Below are 18,292 nucleotides of genomic sequence, written 5' to 3' on the forward strand. Positions count from 1 at the left end.
GTGGCCCGGGAGTTCATTCGGACGGGCGGCGCGTGGCGGGCGCTCGACGGGAGGTGCGGGGCCCGGCGCGGCGACCGGTCCTCCGGCGTGAACTACCGAGCGGGCTACCCGGTCGGGCAGGGGATGCTCGGCCAGGCCTTGTTGGGGCACACGATGACGTAGTGGCCCGACCAGCGGCTGTCGGACACCCAGCGGGACCACACCACGTCGGAGCCACGGGCGAGTTGGTCGAGGGCGAGGTCGCGGCGGGCGGCGGTCGGGAGCCAGGGGCCTCAGACCGAGAGGCCGAACCGGGCGGGGTCGATCCCGGCGGTGGTCAGCTCCTCGGCGGTGAACAGCAGGGGCGCGCGGTCGGGGCGCTTGGAGTCGCCGAGGGCGTAGACGCCGTGCCGCACCAGGCCGAGGGTCACGCACGACTCGCCGTCGTCGCCCCCGCCCTGGTTGCCGCCGCACGCGCGGTTGAACTCGACCCGGGAGAGGTCGAGTTCGTACAGGTTGTGATCGGTCATCGCCTGCACCTTCCGGTGTCGTGATGGGGCCGCACGGAACGGCCCCGCTCCGCCCAGGACTTGGGCGGACGTGTGAGGAGTCAGCTCCAGAGGCTGATGCGCGTGGTCAGCTGCTCGACGGGAACTCGGCGGGAGGGGCGTCCGGCTCGAACAGCGGCCGGACCAGGGCCAGGCCGTCCTGCGCGCCCACGATCTCGACCAGCCGCCCGGTGGTGAGGTCCTTCCGGACCGGATTGTTGTCGACCAGCGCCATGAGTTCCGCGTGCGTACGGCGGCGCTTCGGCGGCGGGCTCGTTTCGCTCGGCTGTGCGGAATTCGTGGCGGGCATGGTGGCTCCCGGGATCCTGGAAGAGTTTCGGGGAGCCACCAAATTACGGGAGGCCCGGCCCGACTCCTGTGCGCTTTCCTGTTCCCGAAAGAATTAGGGGTGGCTACCGTTGTGGTGCAGGAAGTCGGAGGAGTCGACTTCCTGCGCTCGGCTGCTCGGCTACCGACCTTGGGGTGCTTCCCGAAGGCGGGAGGCCCATTGTGGACCGAGGATTGCGTGCTACCGGCCGCCGTCCTGTTCCTCCAGGAACTCGTCCCGGATGTCTTCGAGCATGCGCCGCATGGGTTCGCCCGTCAGAGCCTTGACTTCGAATCGAGCGAACCGCGCCAGGTATAGCTCCACGTCTTTCGGCTCGCTGGTGGTGATTTCCGCATGGGGGATCTCCACGATCACCATCCGATTGTCGTAGACGACGAACGATGAGGACGGCGCTTCAGTCATCGGTGCGGTCAGTGGCACGATGCCGATCGACACGTTGGGGAGGCGAGAGAGCGAGATGAGCCGGTCCAGTTGGACGGCCATCTCGGGTGGGGAGACAAGCCGCCAGCGCAGCACCGATTCGGTGATCAGGTAGCGGAACGACTTGGCGGACTCGAAGAGTACGGCTTGACGTTGGAGTCGGGCGCCGACGGTCCGCGACAGCATCTCGTCTGTCAGGTCCTTCGTGTTCAGGATGGCCCGGACATACTCGGGTGTCTGGCACAAGCCGGGGATGCAGGACGGCTGGAAGATCCGTTGAACGGCAGTCTCGGCCTCTACGGCCTGGATGGCGCCTGGTGCAGGTGGAACCCACTGCGGCGATACAAACGCCAGGCCGTGGCCTCGGTAGCTTCCCGACGGGCTGTCTCGACCAGGCCGGCCCGAACTTCATCGGACACTCCGATGGCCGTGAGGATGCGGTCCACGTCCATCGCCGTCGGGGTGAGCTTCCCCGTCTCGATGCGGCTCAACTTGGACGGAGACATGGCAGCGCTGCGGGCGACTGCTTTGGCCTCCTTCCCGCTGGCCTTTCGCAGTTCCCGCAGCGTGCTACCGATGTTTTCCCTCACCTGCTGTTGTATCGCTCCCACCAGGCCGTGAACGGCTCAGCATGATCCAAGGCCGTGTCTCGCCAGTGAACCCACTTGTGCACGTCGGCCTCCTCCTCTGCGCCGAGGAACCCGCCTTCGTCGTCATAGGTCATGGAAACGGTCGTGGACTCATCGAACATCCAGAAGTCGGGAACGCCTTCGAGAGGGTTCCACTTCTCCGTGATGTCGAGGATGAAGAACTCCTCGCCAGCCGTGGCGTTCGTCCGGTATCCCCAACCCAGCTCGAATTGGAGGTACGGCGTGAGCGGCCGCGCCAGGACGTGGACCCGGTACATCCGGCGACCGGCGTCGGTGTTCCGTCGGACCTGCGCCAACCACATGGCGTTGTAGTCGGCAGGCTGAGGCTCTCCGGCCAGGAACGCCTGATATGTATCGACGTTGCCGGACTTGCTGTAATCATCGAGTGTTTCCAGCCGGAACGCCTCCTGCTGAAATCCGTCGAAGGCGTCAGGAGAGATGGTCACGGGCAACCCTCATCAGGAGATCGATCGGGATTCGTACAGCTGTCTCGGTGTCCGGAAGCTGCATTGTCGCCAGCGCTTCCGGATCCTCCACCTTGAAGCCCTGGACGACCAACTCCCCGGTGTCAGTGGCGTAGATAGTCGGACATGGCCCCTTGTCGCAGGAGCTGTCGAGTTCGGTCAGCTTCATGGCTGTTGCCTCCCCTTGGCTTCTCGCTCGATGTTCCCGACTCCGAAGGCGCCGGGTCAAGAATTCCTTTCGAGAACGAGAAATCGGTCGGGTGCGTGGGCCGTCTCCGCCCGGCGTGAGCGCCGGGCGGAGACGGGGAGAGCGCACGCGCTCCCAGAGGACGGGCAGTGCGTGGTCCAGGGTGCGGAACTCGGTGGGCCTCATGATGTCCGTGATCCCCGCCCGGACGGCGCTCACGCGGCGGCCGTCTCGGGGCAGATGTGGCACCAGACGAACTTTCCGATACCGCCGTCGCGCGGGGAGCATCCCCACTGGGTGGCCAACTCGTGGACGAGGAGCAGGCCTCGGCCGGCCTCGGCGTGCTCGGAGGCGTCGCGGAGGGTGGGCTTCTCGCTGTCGGCGTCGTGCACCTCGATGCGGAGGGTGTCGTCCGCGGCGAGGTGGAAGCGGATGAAGATCAGGCGTCCGCGCGGGGTTCGGGCGTGCCGCACGGCGTTGGTGACCAGCTCGCTCACGAGCAACTCGCCGGTGGGGAGCAGCGGTTCACCGGAGGGGTGGGGGAGCAGCAAGTCGCGCAGCTCCTGACGGGCGGCTCGGGGGGACTCGGGGTGCTTGGGCAGCCAGCAGGTCTGCTCGGTGGGGGCGGGGGAGATGGTTTCAGGCATGGCGGGGCCACCTCTGGAGTGTGCGGGTGACAGCGGCTGAAGAAGGCATGGGAATGCCCGGGTGAAGAGCCCGCCGTGATCACGTTGTGTCGTCTAGCGGACTACGTTGAGTAGCATGCCCCCCCGGTTCTTCTGGAGTGCAAGTCTCGACTTTGGAAATGATCAAAGATTGTTGTCGCGGGCAGAGGGCGGCAGACTGGCAACGCACATACCGCTGGGAGGTCAACGCGTGCCCGTGAACAGGAATCCGACGGTTCGACAGCGACGTCTGGCTCGGACGCTCAAGGAGCTGCGGGTTGCTGCGCGGATGACGATGGCGCAGTCCGCCAGGCAACTGGACTGCGCCGAGAGCAAGATCAGTCGGATCGAGGCCGCACAGTCCGGTATCAGGCTTGTGGATCTCCGGCTGCTACTTGACCTCTACGGCGTGACGGACCAGGCGACGCGTAGCCGGTTGGAGGATCTGGCGCGCGATGGGCGGCTGCGTGGCTGGTGGGACCGGTATTCGGATGCGCTGTCGCCCCTCTATGCGGACTACATCTCGTTGGAGGCTGATGCCTCGGACGCCTACAGCGTAGAGACCTTTCTTGTCCCAGGGCTCTTGCAAACCGAGGACTACACGCGAGCTGTCGTGCGGGCGCAGATAGAAGACGCCACCGTTGAACAGGTCGAGCAGCTGACGAAAGTCCGACGGGAACGGCGCTCAGTGCTGGAGCGTGAGTCTCCGCTCCGGCTCTGGGGCGTGCTGTCGGAGTCCGTGCTGAAGCACCAGATCGGTGGGCGGGCGGTGATGCGCGAGCAACTCGACTACCTGCTGGTCATGGCAGACCAGCCGAACATCAACGTCCAGGTGCTGCCGGAGGATTCGGATGTCCACGCCGCGCTGTTCGGGCCGCTCGTCATCCTGAGCTTCCCCGAGAGTACCGAGACGGATGTCGTGTACGTGGACAGCCTCCTCAGCACGCTCTACATCGAGGAGCCGGGAGAGGTCTTCAAGTACTCCAACCTGTTCCGGCGGGCGTTGGCCGAGTCTCTGCCTCGAAAGGAATCAGTCGCGCTCATCGAGCGCATCGCGAAAGGAATGCACAGCGATGAGTAGCATCCACGAGGGTGCAGCCGCTGCTGACCTCATCTGGCAAAAGTCGTCGTTCTCAGGCGCGCAGAGCAACTGTGTGGAGGTTGCGGTTGGCGTGACCGGGGTCGTGCCGGTCCGTGACTCGAAGGACCCCGACGGGCCTGCCCTCCTCTTCCCGGCTTCGGCGTGGTCTTCCTTCCTCGCCGGGGTCAAGCTCGGCGAGTTTCCGACCGATTGAACTAACAGCGGTGCCCCGCACGGGCTGTGGCCGTGCGGGGCACCGCTCTCGTCGTATCCGACTCTTAGAAGTCGTCGTCGAAGGAGACCGAACCCTCGACCGCCACCTGGTACGCCGACACCCGGCGCTCGAAGAAGTTGGTCAGCTCCTGGACGTTCTGCAGCTCCATGAACCCGAACGGGTTCGCCGAGCCGTACCGGATCGGCAGGCCCAGGCGGGCCAGGCGCTGGTCCGCCACAGCCTGCAGGTACTCGCGCATCGAGGCGGTGTTCATGCCGGGCAGGCCGTCACCGCACAGGTCCTGGGCGAACTGGAGCTCGGCCTCGACGGCCTCCTCCAGCATCTCCGTGACCTGCTTGGCCATCTCGTCGTCGAAGAGGTCGGGCTCCTCCTCGCGGACGGTGTCCACCACGGAGAACGCGAAGTCCATGTGCATGGACTCGTCGCGGAACACCCAGTTGGTGCCCGTGGCCAGGCCGTGCAGCAGGCCCCGGCTCCGGAACCAGTACACGTACGCGAACGCGCCGTAGAAGAACAGGCCCTCGACGCACGCCGCGAAGCAGATCAGGTTGAGCAGGAACGCCCGCCTGTCCTCCTTCGTCTGCAGCGAGTCGATGTGGTCGACCGCGTTCATGTACTTGAAGCAGAACTTGGCCTTCTGCGCGATGGAGGGGATGTTCTCCACCGCGGCGAACGCGGCCGCGCGGTCCTCCGGGTCGGGCAGGTAGGTGTCCAGCAGCGTCAGGTAGAACTGCACGTGGACGGCCTCTTCGAACAGCTGCCGCGAGAGGTACAGCCGCGCCTCGGGCGAGTTGATGTGCTTGTAGAGGCTCAGCACCACGTTGTTCGCGACGATCGAGTCGCCGGTCGCGAAGAAGGCGACCAGCCGGCCGATCATGTGCCGCTCGCCCTCGCTCAGCTTGGCGAGGTCGGCGACGTCGGAGTGCAGGTCCACCTCCTCCACGGTCCAGGTGTTCTTGATCGCGTCCCGGTACCGGTCGTAGAACGACGGGTAGCGCATCGGGCGCAGGGTCAGCTCGAAGCCGGGGTCGAGCAGCATCTTGCGGTCTTCGGTGCTCACTGGCAGGCCTCGCAGGACTCGGGGTTCTCCAGGGAGCAGGCGATGGCGTCCTGTTCGGCCTGGGTCATGGTGGGGGCGGGAACCGGCACGGCGGTGCGGGCGGTGCCCGACGCGGCCTGGGCGATCCGGGTGGCCGGGCGCGAACGCAGGTAGTAGGTGGTCTTCAGACCGACCTTCCACGCGTAGGCGTACATCGAGCTGAGCTTGCCGATGGTCGGCGCCGCCATGAAGAGGTTCAGCGACTGGCTCTGGTCCAGGTACGGCATGCGCGCCGCGGCCAGGTCGATCAGCGCGCGCTGCGGCAGCTCCCAGGCCGTCCGGTACAGCGAACGGACCTCGGCCGGCAGCCAGCTGAGCTCCTGCACCGAGCCGTTGGCGTCGCGCAGCGAGTCGCGGGTCTGCTGGTCCCAGACGCCGAGCTCCTTGAGCTCGCGCACCAGGTACGGGTTGACCTGCAGGAACTCGCCGCTCAGCGTCTCGCGCTTGAACAGGTTGGACACCTGCGGCTCGATGCACTCGTACACGCCGGCGATGGACGCGATGGTCGCGGTCGGCGCGATGGCCAGCAGCAGCGAGTTGCGCAGGCCGGTCTCGGCGATGCGGGCGCGCAGCGCGGTCCAGCGGTCGGCCCACTGCGGGGCGGCGGACGGGAAGTGGTCGATGTGCAGCTCGCCGCGGGCGGCGCGGGTCTCGCCGTACGCCTCGTGGCGGCCCAGCTGCTCGGCCAGGTCGGCGGAGCGCTCGTAGGCGGTGAGCATGATGCGCTCGGCGATCAGGGTGGACAGCTGCTTCGCCTCGGCCGAGTCGAAGTCGATCCGCAGCTTGAAGAAGACGTCCTGCAGGCCCATCACGCCGAGGCCCACCGGGCGCCACCGGGAGTTGGAGGTGCCGGCCTCGGTGGTCGGGTAGAAGTTGATGTCCACCACGCGGTCGAGGAAGGTGACGGCGGTACGCACGGTGGCGTCCAGCCGCTCCCAGTCCATCGCGCCCAGCAGGTCGTCGGTCGAGGCGCCTGCGGCGACGTGCGCACCGAGGTTGACCGACCCCAGGTTGCAGACCGCGGTCTCGGAGTCGTCCGTGACCTCCAGGATCTCGGTGCACAGGTTGGAGGAGTGCACCGTGCGGCCCGGCAGCGCGGTCTGGTTGGCGGCGCGGTTGGAGGCGTCCTTGAAGGTCATCCAGCCGTTGCCGGTCTGCGCCAGGGTGCGCATCATGCGGGCGTACAGGGTCTGCGCGGGGATCGTGCGGACGGCCTTGCCGGCCAGCTCGGCCTTGCGGTACGCCTCGTCGAAGTCGGCGCCCCACAGGTCGACCAGCTCGGGCACGTCCGCCGGGGAGAACAGCGACCAGTCCTCGTTGGCGTTGACCCGGCGCATGAACTCGTCCGGGATCCAGTGCGCCAGGTTGAGGTTGTGGGTGCGGCGGGCCTCCTCGCCGGTGTTGTCGCGCAGCTCGAGGAACTCCTCGATGTCGGCGTGCCAGGTCTCCAGGTAGACGCAGGCGGCGCCCTTGCGGCGGCCGCCCTGGTTGACGGCGGCGACCGAGGAGTCGAGGGTGCGCAGGAACGGCACGATGCCGTTGGACTTGCCGTTGGTGCCGCGGATCAGGCTGCCGCGCGAGCGGATGCGCGAGTAGGACAGGCCGATGCCGCCGGCGTGCTTGGACAGCCGGGCGATCTGCGCGTAGCGGTTGTAGATCGAGTCCAGGTTGTCCAACGGCGAGTCGAGCAGGTAGCAGCTCGACATCTGCGGGTGCCGGGTGCCGGAGTTGAAGAGCGTCGGAGAGGAGGTCAGGTACTCCAGACGGCTCATCAGGCCGTACAGCTCGGCGACCTCGCGCACCGACTGCTCGCTGTCGCCGACCGCCAGGCCACAGGCGACGCGGAGCAGGAAGTGCTGCGGGGTCTCGACCACCTTGCGGGTGATCGGGTGGCGCAGCAGGTAGCGGGACTGCACGGTGCGCAGGCCGAAGTACTCGAAGCGGTCGTCGCCCGCGGCGTCGATCAGGGCGTCCAGGGCGGCGGCGTGCTTGGCGACGAAGGCCGCGGTGGTGTCGCCGATCAGGCCCTCGGCGTGGCCGACGGCGATCGAGGCGGAGAAGGACGTGGCGCCCTGGCTGTTCGCCTCGTCGACGATCTCCAGGGCGAGCAGCCGGGCGGCCAGCTTCGAGTACTGGGGGTCCTCGGCGATCATCGACGCGGCGGCGTCCACGGCCAGCCCGCGCAGCTCGGCGAAGTCCGAGCCGGCGTGGCGGCCGCGCAGCGCGGCGGCGGCGACATGGCCGGGGTCGACCTCGGGGAGGTCGGCACTGCGGTCGGTGAGCAGCCGCAGCAGGGAGCCGCCGGGGTCGGAGACCGTCGGGTCGGTGAAGGCGGTACCGGAGCCCTGGGCGGGCAGGGTGGCTGAGGCAGCGGTGGTCAAGGCGCTCTCTCCTGGCGGCGATCGGCGGCGGTGATCGGGGGCCGCCGGGCCGATCGGGGCAGGGGAGCACGGCACGAACGCAAACGGCGTCGCGCGAGGTGTCTCCCCGGCCCGCCCGCGAGGCCCGGAGGGGTACTACTGGTGCTGGCGCGGCCTCTGCGGGAGGGCCGTGGCGCACGCCGCCGGCAGGTACTCGGACTCGCGGGGACGGCTGCTCCAGCCGCCCGCACACCGCTGCGGGGCAGTCCCGGATTCCCACCGGGTTCCCCTGCATCGACAGCAGGAGTGAGCATACATGTAGTGGCGCCGGACTGCGGCGGCACCATATGTTGTGGCTGTCGTGTCGCCGGTGCGGGCGGGCCGGGTGGGCCGTCAGTGCTTGAGATAGACCTTGTACGTGCTCGAATCGCCGGTCGGCGAGGTGAATTGGGCGACCAGCCGGTACTGTCCGCCTACCGCCAGAGCGGCGCTCAGGGCCCGGTCGGTGGCGCGCGGCGCGGTGCTGTCGAGGACGACCATGGTGAACCAGCCGTCGCGGATCGCGGCGACGCTCCCGTCGTCCCCGTGGTGCTGTACGCCGGCGGCGTCGCGGTAGTCCGTGCCGGTGCGCGCGGAGACCCACTGCTCGGGTCTGCTGACCGCGCCGAGGTAGTACTCGGCGAGTCCGTCGACCTCGGTGAGGTAGCGGCCCTGCGGCACCGCGTGCACCCGCAGGACGGCCAGCAGCCGGCCGGAGTCGGGCCCGTTCTGGTAGCGCAGGGCGGACTGCTCCAGGCCGAGGGCGAGCAGCGCGACCCAGACCAGGATGCCGAGCTGGGGGTGGCGGAAGTGGGCGCCGACCAGCCGGGTCAGGCCGACCCCGGCGAGCGGGGCGGCGAGCAGCATCCCGTACCCGAGGTGGCGGAACAGCGCTCCCGAGGTGCCGGTCCACAGGTGGGCGGCCGGGACGAGCAGGGCGGTGGCGGTCAGCACGGTGCCGAGCAGGGCACGCTGGCCCCGGGTGGAGGGGACGGACTCCTTCTCCGGCGCGTCGTGCTCGTTCATCTGCTCGTGGCGGGCGTAGGCGACCGTGCCGGCCACCGCGAGGACGGTGAACAGGCCGGCCCACTGGAGGGTGGAGAGCAGGATGGAGCCGGCCGAGCCGGGGGCGTTGCCGTGCGAGGGCGACCACTCGGCGACCTTGCCGAGCGTGCCGTACGGCAGCAGCAGGACGGCGGTGCCCGCGGCCAGCAGCAGTGCGCGCAGGGCGGCCGGACCGGGTCGGCGGTGCGGACGGGCGGTGGCCAGCGCGAGGGCGACCAGGGCGGGGACCGCGAGGGCCGCTGAGTAGGCGACGGCGCAGGCCAGCGCGGCGGCCGGGGCGGCCGTCAGGACCAGCGCCGGATGGCGCCGGGCGGTGAACACCGTGGCCCAGGCCGCGAGGGCGACCAGCAGCACGGCGAGGGACTCGGGGGCGGCGTAGAAGCCGACCACGACGGTGGACTGCAGCACGGCGTAGACGGCTATCGCGCAGATGGCGACCCGCTCGTTGAACAGCCGCCGGGTCAGCGAGTACAGCAGCACCGTGGTGACCAGCGCGAAGCCCAGGCTGAGCAGCCGGATGCCCCAGATGCCGTTGGCGTCGGCGGCGGCGCCGGCCAGCGGCGGATAGAGCCAGGGCGAGCCGTTGATCCGGTCGACCAGGTCGGTGGTGACCGGGGTGCCGTGCAGCAGGTGGGCGAGCTGCTGGCGGCCGGCCACCATGGCGGCGGCCTCGTCGGGGTGTGCGGCGGCGAGCAGGCGCAGCGAGAGCGCGGCCTGGACGGCCAGGACGGCGCCGAGCAGGCCGCGGGCGATCCAGCGGCGGCGGGGGCTGGTGCCCGGGTCCCAGCCGATCGCGGGGACCTGCGGGATGGTGTACGGGGCCAGCTCGATGCCGTCGGGGTTGTCGACGGCGACGGCCACGGCCGTGTCGGCGCGGAACTCGGGGACCGCCGGCTCGGGCTCGGCGGAGCGGCCGCGGGCATCGCGACCGCGCGCGGTGCCGCTGGGCCGGGTGTCGCCGGGCGGGGTTTCGCCGGACGGTGTGTTGCCGGGCGGGGTTTCGCCCTTCGGCCCGCGGCGGCGGGGGAGGGGGGCGAACGGGTTGAACTCGGAGTCAGTGCTCATCGGGGGTTCCGGATGTCGAAGCCGTAGCGGGGGTCGGACACGCGCTGCTTGAAGGCGGCGAGGGTGTCCGGGACGGCCTCGACCCGCCAGTCCGCCCGCTTGACGATGTTGAACCAGACGAAGCCGACGACGTCGTCGTGGGCCTCCAGCCCGGAGAACAGCTGGTCGATGTCCGCGCGTTGGCGCTTGCCCTGCTCGGAGGCGGTCTCGCTGATGAAGAAGGGCTTCTTGGAGAAGGTGCGGATCTCGGCCATGGTCGGCCCGTACAGGGTCTCGAAGGTCTTCGGCCCGGTGCGGGTGAAGTAGCCGGTCATGCCGGCCCAGTCGACGTAGGTGTCGCCGGGGTAGTACGGCGCCAGGCGGGTGTTGGGCGCGGGGTCGGTGATGTTGGGGCTCCAGACCCAGATCACGTTGGTGGCGCCGGCCTGGTCGAAGAGGTCGTGGACGTGGCGCCAGGCGGCGACGAACTCCTCCGGGCCGGAGGCCTGGCGGCCCCACGGGTACCAGTCGCCGTTCATCTCGTGGGCGATGCTGACGGCGATCGGCAGGTTGAGCTTGGCGACGGCCTTGGCGACGCCTCGCACGTAGTCGTCGGTGTCCCCGGCCGCGATCGAGGCGAGCGAGTGGTCGTACGGCTCCCAGGCCATGTAGGGCAGCGCGCCGGCTTCGTAGATCCGGCGCACCCCGGCGGTGTCGAAGCCGCCCTTCCAATGGGAGTAGTACTCCAGGACGTTGGGCTGCTTGCCGATCGCGCCGCTGTAGGGCGCCAGCGCGTCCATCGAGCCGGGGACGTCCTGGAGGGCGGCGCCGAGGTACTTGTGGCTCGGCTTGAGCAGCGGCGTGACGTCGTACGGGACGCCGGCCGGCAGGGCCTTGGGCTTGGCGGCCGCGGAGGGGGCCGCGGTGCCGGTGCCGGGAGAAGGGGTCGCGGCGCCCGGGGTGGCGGTGGTGGCGGCCGAGGCGGGCTGGGCGAGGCCCTCCTGCATCGCGAAGCCCGGGTCCTCGGGGCCGCAGGCAGTGGCGAGCAGCAGGCCGACGGTCAGGAGCGGGAGCGCCAGCCGGCGACGGAGCCGGGTGGCCCGTCGGGGGTGGGCGGTCATGGCGATCACACTGCTTCCGTGGGGCGGGGCTGGACGAGGACCCGGCCCACGATGGTGGCGTAGAACAGGCCGGAGGCGAGCACGAGGGCGAAGTTCAGCGGGCCCATGGTGAGCATCCGCCAGATGCTCAGCAGCACCCAGAGCAGGGCCGTCCCGCCGCCCCAGGCGATGACGCCGATCCAGAACCGGCGGGTCTTGTTCTTCTTGGCGCCGCTGGAGCCGGTCGGCTGCCAGGCCATCCGGTTGCGGCGCACGATGTCCCAGATGGCGAAGACGTGCGCCCAGCCGTACATCATGCGGGCGGCCCAGGCTTCCAGCCGGTAGGGGTTGCGGTGCCAGAGCGGAAAGATCACCGTCGCGTAGAGCAGCCCGGGCAGGACCAGCGCGGTGTTCTGCCAGCGGATCAGGTCGGGCCGGGCGAGCAGCAGGACGATCGGGATGAGTGGTGAGACGACGGTGAACAGCGCCGTGTGGATGTAGTAGAAGAACCCCGACAGGTAACAGGCGCGGGTGATCGGTCGCAGCTTCGTCTGCCAGAACTTCTTGCTGCCGAGCAGGCTCATCGATCCGGTGCACCAGCGGTACTGCTGGTTGAAGAAGCCGCCGACGTTGTCGGGGCAGACGCCGGTGGCCAGCGCGATGGGTATGTACTGCAGGTCCCAGCCGAGGCGGCGCAGGTCGAAGCCGGTGTGTACGTCCTCGGAGTGGCCGATCAGGGTGGTGCCGCCGTTCTCCTCCAGCGCTTCGCGCCGGTAGATCGCGCAGCTGCCGACGCAGATGGCGCCGTCGTTGCTCTGCCGGGAGACCTGGACGGTCCGGTAGAACAGCTCCTGGACGGCGCCGGCGCCGCGTTCGATCCAGTTCTGCGAGTCCAGGATGCGGAAGAACTGCGGGGACTGGACGATGCCGAGGCGGGGGTCGGCCTCCAGGTACGGGAGCATCTCGTTCAGCAGGTCCGGCCGGGGCGCGAAGTCGGCGTCCAGGATGAGGATGTAGTCGCTGTCGGAATTGCGGAAGCCGAACTGCAGGTTGCCGGCCTTCTTGAACCAGCCGAGCTTGTTGCGGGTGCCGTAGACGAACTCGAAGTCGACCGCCATCTGCGCGAGCTGCGGGCTGTTGCTGTCGTCCAGGACGTACGGGGTGACCTCGCCCGGGTACTGGTCGCGCAGTCGGGCGACGTGCGTCCAGGTGTTGTGCAGCACCTCGATCGGCTCGCCGGCGACGGGCAGGAAGATGTCGACGGTCGGATAGCGCTCGGGCCGCCAGCCCTTGACCAGGGCGCGGTGCGCGGCGAGGTCGAAGGTCTGGTTGAAGCCGTGCACCCACCGGGAGATCAGGTAGTAGACGATCGTGAAGGCGAGCGGCGGGACGAACACGAAGAACCACGGCGTCGCGCTCAGCAGGCCGATCTCGCTGGCCACCATGCAGCCGAAGCTGATGAGGGAGAAGCAGGTCAGCACCCAGAGGTTGGTGCGCGCGTACAGGTACTTCTCGGTGTTGTCCGGTGGTTGGGGGAGCAGGCCCCACTGGTTGCGGGCGGCCGGGTCCCGTCGGCTCCGGCGTCGTGAGACGGGCGCTGGACCGCTGCCCGCGAGTCGCGTGCCCTCGGTGACAGTCACGTGCTCTACTCCCCCGAAACCGTATTGAGTCTGAACCGTCCCCGCGTGGCGGCCGTTGTCGGTCGGGTTGCGGGGGGACGCCAGGATCGTACGGGACCGGTTGCGGTCAGTTCGCTCCCCCCTCTTCCGTCAGCCATCCGGAACCGATATCGAGTTCCGATCGTGATGTGAACGGAAGTGCGGGTGGAGCACTTGTGTACGGTGTCCGCCCAGCGGTCAGGACGGTTCGGGGAAGAGTGATGAGCATCGAGGACGGCGCGGTCGGGCGCGTCGCGCGGGGGCTGAGGGCGGTGGCCGTGCTCGGCACGGTCGCGGCGCTGCTGGCCGGCTGCAGCGGCGAGGTCCGGGCGGTGGAGCAGCCGCCGACCGCCGCGGCGACGACGGTGGCGGCCGGTCCGGGCCTCTGCTCGACCGCCCAGGAGCCCTTCCCCAAGCTGGCGATGGACGGTGGGTCGAAGATCCTCGAACCGAACCCGTGGAACACCGCGGGCACGGTCTGCGTGGACCCGGTCGGGGACAGCGGGTTCACGGTCGGTCAGATCCGCGACTTCGTCCCGAAGAACCCGCTCGCCCCGGGCGCCTACCCCAACGTCTCCACAGCCCCGGGCGCGAGCGGACTGCCCGTCCCGGTCAGCGCGCTCGGCGACGCGACCGCGGACTGGGACGCCAACGGGCGGGTGAGCGGCTCCTTCAACCTCTCCTTCGACCTCTGGTACGGCTCCAGCCCGGACAACTGCCTGCCGGGGGAGAGCGCCGAGCTGATGGTCTGGCTGGACGCCACCGACAACGTGCGCCCGGCCGGGGACAAGGTTGCGGACTCCCAGCGGTTCGGGGACGCGAGCTACCACGTCTACCAGGCCCCGATCACCGGCCCGCACAGCGTGATCAGCTACGTGCGCACAGAACCGACCCACACCACCCGCGGCCTCAACCTGCGGCTGTTCACCGCCGACGCGATGGCGCGCGGGTACGTCCCCAAGGGCTCCTACCTGTGCCGGGTGCAGGCGGGCTTCGAGGTGTGGAGCGGAGGCACCGGCCTGCGCAGCGAGTCCTTCGCCTTCCACAACCGGGTCGGTCTGCCGGCCGGGGAGGTCCCGGCGGGGGCGCCCGGGATCTGCCTGCGGCACGGCGGCGGCGGGCTCGCGGGCACCCCGGTGACCGTCGGGACCTGCGGCGACCCGGGCGTCTCGACCGGCTGGACGGTCGGCAACGACGGCTCGCTGCGCGGGGGAGCGGCCTGCCTGGCGCCGAGTTCCGACCGCTCGTCGGTCACCCTGGCCGATTGCACCGGCGGCTCCGCGCAGCGCTGGACGCCCACCTCGGGGCAGCGGCTGCGGCACCCGGACTCGGGGCTGTGCCTGGGCACCGCGGGCGGTGCCCTCGCGGACGGTACGGCGGTGCTCCTGCGGCCGTGCGCGGACGCGGTCTCGCAGCGCTGGAAGCTGCCGTACAACGGGGTCGCGTGACGCGGCGCCTCACAACCGGAATCGCGGCAGCATTGACGTTTCGTCCGCGCACCCCCCATGGGCGTGTCGGGGCGGATGCCCTAGCATTCCGGCCATGAGCGATCGACCGGTACCGAGTGGCGAGCCGGGCCAGCCGCCCACGCCACCGCAGCAGGCACCGGCCGGGGGGGCCGCTCCGGCCACCGGTGTGCCACCGCAGTCTCCGAGCGGTGCCTTCGGCCCCGCGTCCGGCTACGGGCCGCCGCCCGGTGCGCCTGCGCAGCATCCCCAGCAGATGACGCCGCATCCGGTGCCGCAGCCCGTGCCGCCGGTGCCGATGCCGGGGCCGGTACAGCCCGGCCCGGTGGCGCCGCAGCAGGCGCAGCCCGTCCAGCAGCAGCCCGTGCCCCAGCCGCCGCAGGCCGTCCAGCCCCAGCCGCCCGTGCCGCAGGCCGGCCAGCCGCAGCCCGGCCCGCAGCCCGGCCCGCAGGCCTTCCCGCCCGCGGCACAGCCGCCGCAGCCCTCGGTGCCGTGGCAGCAGCAGGGCGGCTTCTCGCCGCCGGCCGCCTCATCCGGCACGCCGGACTGGGAGGCGCTGGCCGAGCGGAACGAGCAGGCCGCCAAGCGCGGCCGCCGGCTCAAGCTGATCGGCGCGCTGACGGCCGCGGTCGTCGTCGTGGCCGCGGCCGGTGGCGGCTACTGGTTCCTCCAGCGCAAGTCCAAGGACGACACGAAGACCGCGCAGAGCACGAGTTCGGCCAGTCCGACGGCGTCCGGCTCGACCGGCCCGTCGACCTCGTCGAGCGCTCCGCCGGTCAAGGGCATCGACAGCCCGCCGACCGTCGGCAGCCTGCCGGCCAAGACGGGCCCGACGGCGCTCAACCTGGGCGCCGACGCCAAGCCGGGGACGATGGCCGGGTTCTCCGGACAGGTCCTCAAGCTGCCCAGCGGCCAGGACTCCTTCGCCTCGACCTCGGCCTCGGTGGTCGACGTGAGCAAGAGCTTCACGGTCTCCGCCCGGGTGCTGGTCGACCTGCCCAACGGCAACCGCAGCGCGATCAGCCAGGGTGACGGCCAGTACTACTCGTACTCGCTGGGCCGGGCCAACAACAACGGTCACGACCAGTGGTACTTCAAGGTCCAGGTGCCGGGCGGCGGTTCGGCGATCGCCTGGTCCAAGGGCGACGCGACGGTCAACCAGTGGGTGCTGCTGACCGGGGTGTACGACGATCCGTCGGGCCAGCTCACCCTGTACGTCAACGGCGCTCCGCAGTCCTCGGCCAAGTCGGCCGGGGTGCAGCCGAGCGGCACCAACTCCCTGCAGGTGGGGCGGCTGAGCTCCAACTCGCAGTGGGCCGACCCCTGGCACGGCGCGGTCGCCGACATCCAGGTCTGGGGCCAGGTGCTGCCCGAGGCCGACATCGTCAAGATCGTGGCCGGTCCGAGCTCGCCGCCGTCCGTCCCGCCGACGGGCGCCTGGCTCAGCGGCGGCTGAGCCCGCCGTAGGCCTTTGTGAACGTCCGGCCGCCGTCCCCGGCAGTGGGGCGGCGGCCGAAGCGCGTCCCGGAGCCTGCGTCCGCCAGGACGCGTCCGGGCGTGAAGTCCCAGATGAGGAGCAGTACTGATGAGCGCGGACGGCCGCTGGATCCGGCCCGAGTCCACCCGCAAGCCCGTCCTGGGCGGGGCCAGGCGGGGTGGGGTGGGCCTCGGCGAGCGCGACCGCGCGGCCGCCGGGCCGGCCCGGCAGTACGCGGCCGACCGGCGCCGCCGCAAGCCCGGGCCGCCCCGGGTGCCGCACCCGGCCCGGCCGGCGCTGCGCGCCGACTGGCTGCCGCTGCTGGCCGTGCTGCTGGTCCAGGGGGCGCTCTCGTACCACCTGATCCTCAGCAACACCGCCTTCATCGACGAGGGCACCTACATCTACGCGGGCTACCAGGAGATCGCGCACCTGCGGCACGGCACGCCGGTGTCGACGTACGAGACCTTCTTCTCCGGCTCCCCGCTGATCTACCCGGTCGTGGTGGCCGTCGCGGACTTCCTCGGCGGGCTGAACGGCGCCCGGCTGCTGAGCCTGGCGTTCATGCTCTCCGCCACCGTGGCCGTCCACCTGGCGACCCGGCGGCTGCACGGCTCGCTCGCGGCCTTCTGCGCGGCGGCCGCCTTCGTCGCGCTCGGCCCCACCCAGTTCCTGGGCGGCCTGGCCACCTACGACGCGATGGCGCTGGCGATCCTCGCTTGGGCCGGGTACTTCGCGGTGCGGATGACCACCGGCGGCGGGTACCCGAGCCTGGTCGCCTCCGGTCTGCTGCTGGCGCTGGCGGGCGCCACCAAGTACGCCGCGCTGCTGTGGGTGCCGGTGGTGGCGGGCATCGCCGTGCTGGCCGGGCCGCGCGGATCGCTCCGCTCCTGGGAAGCCTGGCGGCGCGGACTGCTCGTCCTGCTCACCTTCGTGGTGGCGGTCGGCGCGGCGGCCCTGGCGGCCGGCGAGCGCTACGTCAACGGCTTCAACCACACCACGCTCCAGCGCGCCCCGGGCCACGACTCGTACTCCTACGTGGCCTCGGAGGCCGCCCGCTGGGTGGGCCCGCTGCTGGTGGTGGCGCTGATCGGCGTGCTGGCGCAGCTGGTGCGGGCGCGCCGCGGAGGCGGTGCGGCGTGGCCCGAGTTCTGGCTGGCCGTGCTGCTGCTGCTCGCCGGGTTGATGGCGCCGGTGAACCAGATCCGCATCCACACCTGGCTGTCGCTGCAGAAGCACGTCGACTTCGGAGCCTGGTTCTCCTGCATCGTGGTGGGCCTGGTGCTGGCCCGTGCGGTGCTGTGGCTGAAGGGGCGCCTGCACCTGGTGGCCGGGGTCGCCGCAGCCGCGCTGGTGGTCGGCCCGCTGGCCTGGGTGGGCGCGGCCCAGGGCCGGGAGATGTACGGGGAGTGGTCGAACTCCGAGGAGTTCGTCGCCGCGCTGGAGCCGTACGTCGTCAAGGGCGAGGACAAGTACCTGGTCGAGAACTACAACGTCCCCGCGTACTACCTGCGCAAGCAGAGCAACTGGCAGCAGTGGCACGACCTGGTGGCGGTCTTCCGCCGTGACCCGGCCACCGGGCAGATGCAGAACGGCGTGCCCGCGATCCAGGCCGGGATCCAGGCGCACGAGTGGAAGGTCGTGGTCCTGGACTTCACCCAGACCGCGGCCACCGACAAGGCGATCCAGCCGACGCTGAAGGCCGCCGGGTACCGGGTGGCCACCGTCGTGAAGAGCGGCGAGCACGGCCGGTACACCGTCTACGTGGCGCCCGGGTACGACAAGAAGCCGTGACGGGCGCCGAGGGGGCGTGACGGGCGCTCAGAACGCCAGGGTGTAGACCATCAGGTCCATCCCCGGGTAGGGCGACCAGTCGCGGTCGGGGGTGCGGCGGAAGCCGACGCGTTCGTAGACGCGGTGGGCGGCGGTCATCTCGGGGCGAGTGGAGAAGGCCATGCCGGCGAGGCCGAGTTCGCGGGTGCGGGCGAGGGAGGCGCGGACCAGGGCCTCGCCCACGCCGCGGCCGCGGGCGGCGGGGTCGGTGGCGAGCATCCGGATCTCGCCCTCCTGCCGGGTGGCGATGTCCGCCCACTCGGTGCCGCCGACCGCGAAGGTCACGCAGCCGAGGACCCGCCCTCCGGCCGGGTCGACCGCGACCAGGAGCTCGGCCTCCCGGGCCCGGCGATCGGTGTCGCGCAGGAGCTCGACGTAGCTGCTCCCGGGGGAGGTGAAGCCCCCGCCGACGAAGGCATCGACGGTGATGCGGCCGGCGTCTTCGAGGTCCTCCGGGAGGGCCCGGCGGATGAGGTAGTCCATGCGGCCAGTGTGCCGGAGCCGTGCGGAGCGGGAAGCTCCGGGGTCGAACGGGTCGAACGGGTCGAACGGGTCGGGAGGGCGGCCGGGGCG

The 18,292-nt window shown here is 70.6% G+C and carries 18 protein-coding genes and 1 riboswitch; of the genes, 5 read left to right on the forward strand and 13 right to left on the reverse strand.

Features of this window, described 5'->3' with window-relative positions:
* Nucleotides 1–272 precede the first annotated feature (272 nt).
* The 7 genes from ACZ3TI_RS24970 to ACZ3TI_RS25000 form a co-directional block, all read right to left on the reverse strand.
* Nucleotides 273–509, reverse strand: a complete 237-nt coding sequence (locus ACZ3TI_RS24970) for a DUF397 domain-containing protein (RefSeq protein WP_465729728.1) — start codon at nucleotides 507–509, stop codon at nucleotides 273–275.
* Between the two features lie 106 nt (nucleotides 510–615).
* Nucleotides 616–837: a hypothetical protein gene (locus ACZ3TI_RS24975; protein ID WP_465729730.1), complete on the reverse strand. Its 222-nt coding sequence runs from the start codon at nucleotides 835–837 to the stop codon at nucleotides 616–618.
* Nucleotides 838–1,056: 219 nt separating this feature from the next.
* On the reverse strand, nucleotides 1,057–1,542 hold the full coding sequence (locus tag ACZ3TI_RS24980; RefSeq protein WP_465729732.1) for a DUF5753 domain-containing protein: 486 nt from the start codon (nucleotides 1,540–1,542) through the stop codon (nucleotides 1,057–1,059).
* A gap of 50 nt (nucleotides 1,543–1,592) precedes the next feature.
* Nucleotides 1,593–1,907, reverse strand: a complete 315-nt coding sequence (locus ACZ3TI_RS24985) for a helix-turn-helix domain-containing protein (RefSeq protein WP_465729734.1) — start codon at nucleotides 1,905–1,907, stop codon at nucleotides 1,593–1,595.
* A complete protein-coding gene (locus ACZ3TI_RS24990) occupies nucleotides 1,883–2,398 on the reverse strand; it encodes a DUF6879 family protein (protein WP_465729736.1) in 516 nt (171 codons plus the stop codon). Before ACZ3TI_RS24990 ends, ACZ3TI_RS24985 begins: the two co-directional genes overlap by 25 nt.
* Nucleotides 2,376–2,579 (reverse strand): hypothetical protein, encoded by a 204-nt coding sequence (locus ACZ3TI_RS24995; protein ID WP_465729738.1) that lies wholly within the window; start codon nucleotides 2,577–2,579, stop codon nucleotides 2,376–2,378. The genes ACZ3TI_RS24990 and ACZ3TI_RS24995 overlap by 23 nt, the downstream gene beginning before the upstream one ends.
* Before the next feature lie 233 nt (nucleotides 2,580–2,812).
* The gene (locus tag ACZ3TI_RS25000; protein WP_465729740.1) at nucleotides 2,813–3,244 is read right to left on the reverse strand and encodes an ATP-binding protein; all 432 of its coding nucleotides are present in this window, start codon (nucleotides 3,242–3,244) and stop codon (nucleotides 2,813–2,815) included.
* A gap of 229 nt (nucleotides 3,245–3,473) precedes the next feature.
* Here ACZ3TI_RS25000 and ACZ3TI_RS25005 point away from each other — a divergent pair, with 229 nt between their 5' ends.
* Together ACZ3TI_RS25005 and ACZ3TI_RS25010 are read left to right on the forward strand one after the other, a co-directional pair.
* Entirely contained in the window at nucleotides 3,474–4,343 is an 870-nt protein-coding gene (locus ACZ3TI_RS25005) for a helix-turn-helix domain-containing protein (RefSeq protein WP_465729742.1), read from the forward strand.
* Nucleotides 4,336–4,557: a DUF397 domain-containing protein gene (locus tag ACZ3TI_RS25010; RefSeq protein ID WP_465729744.1), complete on the forward strand. Its 222-nt coding sequence runs from the start codon at nucleotides 4,336–4,338 to the stop codon at nucleotides 4,555–4,557. Before ACZ3TI_RS25005 ends, ACZ3TI_RS25010 begins: the two co-directional genes overlap by 8 nt.
* A 64-nt stretch (nucleotides 4,558–4,621) precedes the next feature.
* On the opposite strand, the gene ACZ3TI_RS25015 is transcribed toward ACZ3TI_RS25010, so the two are convergent.
* From ACZ3TI_RS25015 to ACZ3TI_RS25035, 5 genes are all read right to left on the reverse strand, one after another.
* Nucleotides 4,622–5,617 (reverse strand): ribonucleotide-diphosphate reductase subunit beta, encoded by a 996-nt coding sequence (locus tag ACZ3TI_RS25015; protein ID WP_402219409.1) that lies wholly within the window; start codon nucleotides 5,615–5,617, stop codon nucleotides 4,622–4,624.
* Nucleotides 5,618–5,634: 17 nt separating this feature from the next.
* The gene (locus ACZ3TI_RS25020) at nucleotides 5,635–8,034 is read right to left on the reverse strand and encodes a ribonucleoside-diphosphate reductase subunit alpha (RefSeq protein ID WP_465729839.1); all 2,400 of its coding nucleotides are present in this window, start codon (nucleotides 8,032–8,034) and stop codon (nucleotides 5,635–5,637) included.
* A 191-nt stretch (nucleotides 8,035–8,225) separates the two neighbouring features.
* Nucleotides 8,226–8,357, reverse strand: a riboswitch (cobalamin riboswitch).
* A gap of 73 nt (nucleotides 8,358–8,430) precedes the next feature.
* Complete coding sequence (locus tag ACZ3TI_RS25025) at nucleotides 8,431–10,206, reverse strand: glycosyltransferase family 39 protein (protein ID WP_465729745.1); 1,776 nt, start codon at nucleotides 10,204–10,206, stop codon at nucleotides 8,431–8,433.
* The gene (locus tag ACZ3TI_RS25030) at nucleotides 10,203–11,306 is read right to left on the reverse strand and encodes a glycoside hydrolase family 26 protein (protein WP_465729747.1); all 1,104 of its coding nucleotides are present in this window, start codon (nucleotides 11,304–11,306) and stop codon (nucleotides 10,203–10,205) included. Before ACZ3TI_RS25030 ends, ACZ3TI_RS25025 begins: the two co-directional genes overlap by 4 nt.
* A 5-nt stretch (nucleotides 11,307–11,311) precedes the next feature.
* The gene (locus ACZ3TI_RS25035; protein ID WP_465729841.1) at nucleotides 11,312–12,730 is read right to left on the reverse strand and encodes a glycosyltransferase family 2 protein; all 1,419 of its coding nucleotides are present in this window, start codon (nucleotides 12,728–12,730) and stop codon (nucleotides 11,312–11,314) included.
* 434 nt (nucleotides 12,731–13,164) lie between these two features.
* Here ACZ3TI_RS25035 and ACZ3TI_RS25040 point away from each other — a divergent pair, with 434 nt between their 5' ends.
* The 3 genes from ACZ3TI_RS25040 (at nucleotide 13,165) to ACZ3TI_RS25050 (ending at nucleotide 17,680) form a co-directional block, all read left to right on the forward strand.
* Entirely contained in the window at nucleotides 13,165–14,391 is a 1,227-nt protein-coding gene (locus tag ACZ3TI_RS25040) for a ricin-type beta-trefoil lectin domain protein (protein ID WP_465729749.1), read from the forward strand.
* Nucleotides 14,392–14,665: 274 nt separating this feature from the next.
* Entirely contained in the window at nucleotides 14,666–15,865 is a 1,200-nt protein-coding gene (locus tag ACZ3TI_RS25045; protein ID WP_465729751.1) for a LamG domain-containing protein, read from the forward strand.
* A gap of 129 nt (nucleotides 15,866–15,994) precedes the next feature.
* Nucleotides 15,995–17,680 carry an ArnT family glycosyltransferase gene (locus ACZ3TI_RS25050; protein WP_465729753.1) on the forward strand — a complete coding sequence of 562 codons (1,686 nt, stop codon included), beginning with the start codon at nucleotides 15,995–15,997 and terminating at the stop codon, nucleotides 17,678–17,680.
* Nucleotides 17,681–17,707: 27 nt separating this feature from the next.
* Here ACZ3TI_RS25050 and ACZ3TI_RS25055 read toward each other — a convergent pair whose 3' ends face one another.
* Entirely contained in the window at nucleotides 17,708–18,202 is a 495-nt protein-coding gene (locus tag ACZ3TI_RS25055; protein WP_465729755.1) for a GNAT family N-acetyltransferase, read from the reverse strand.
* Nucleotides 18,203–18,292: the final 90 nt, after the last annotated feature.

Source organism: Kitasatospora sp. NPDC023120, from assembly GCF_055560835.1.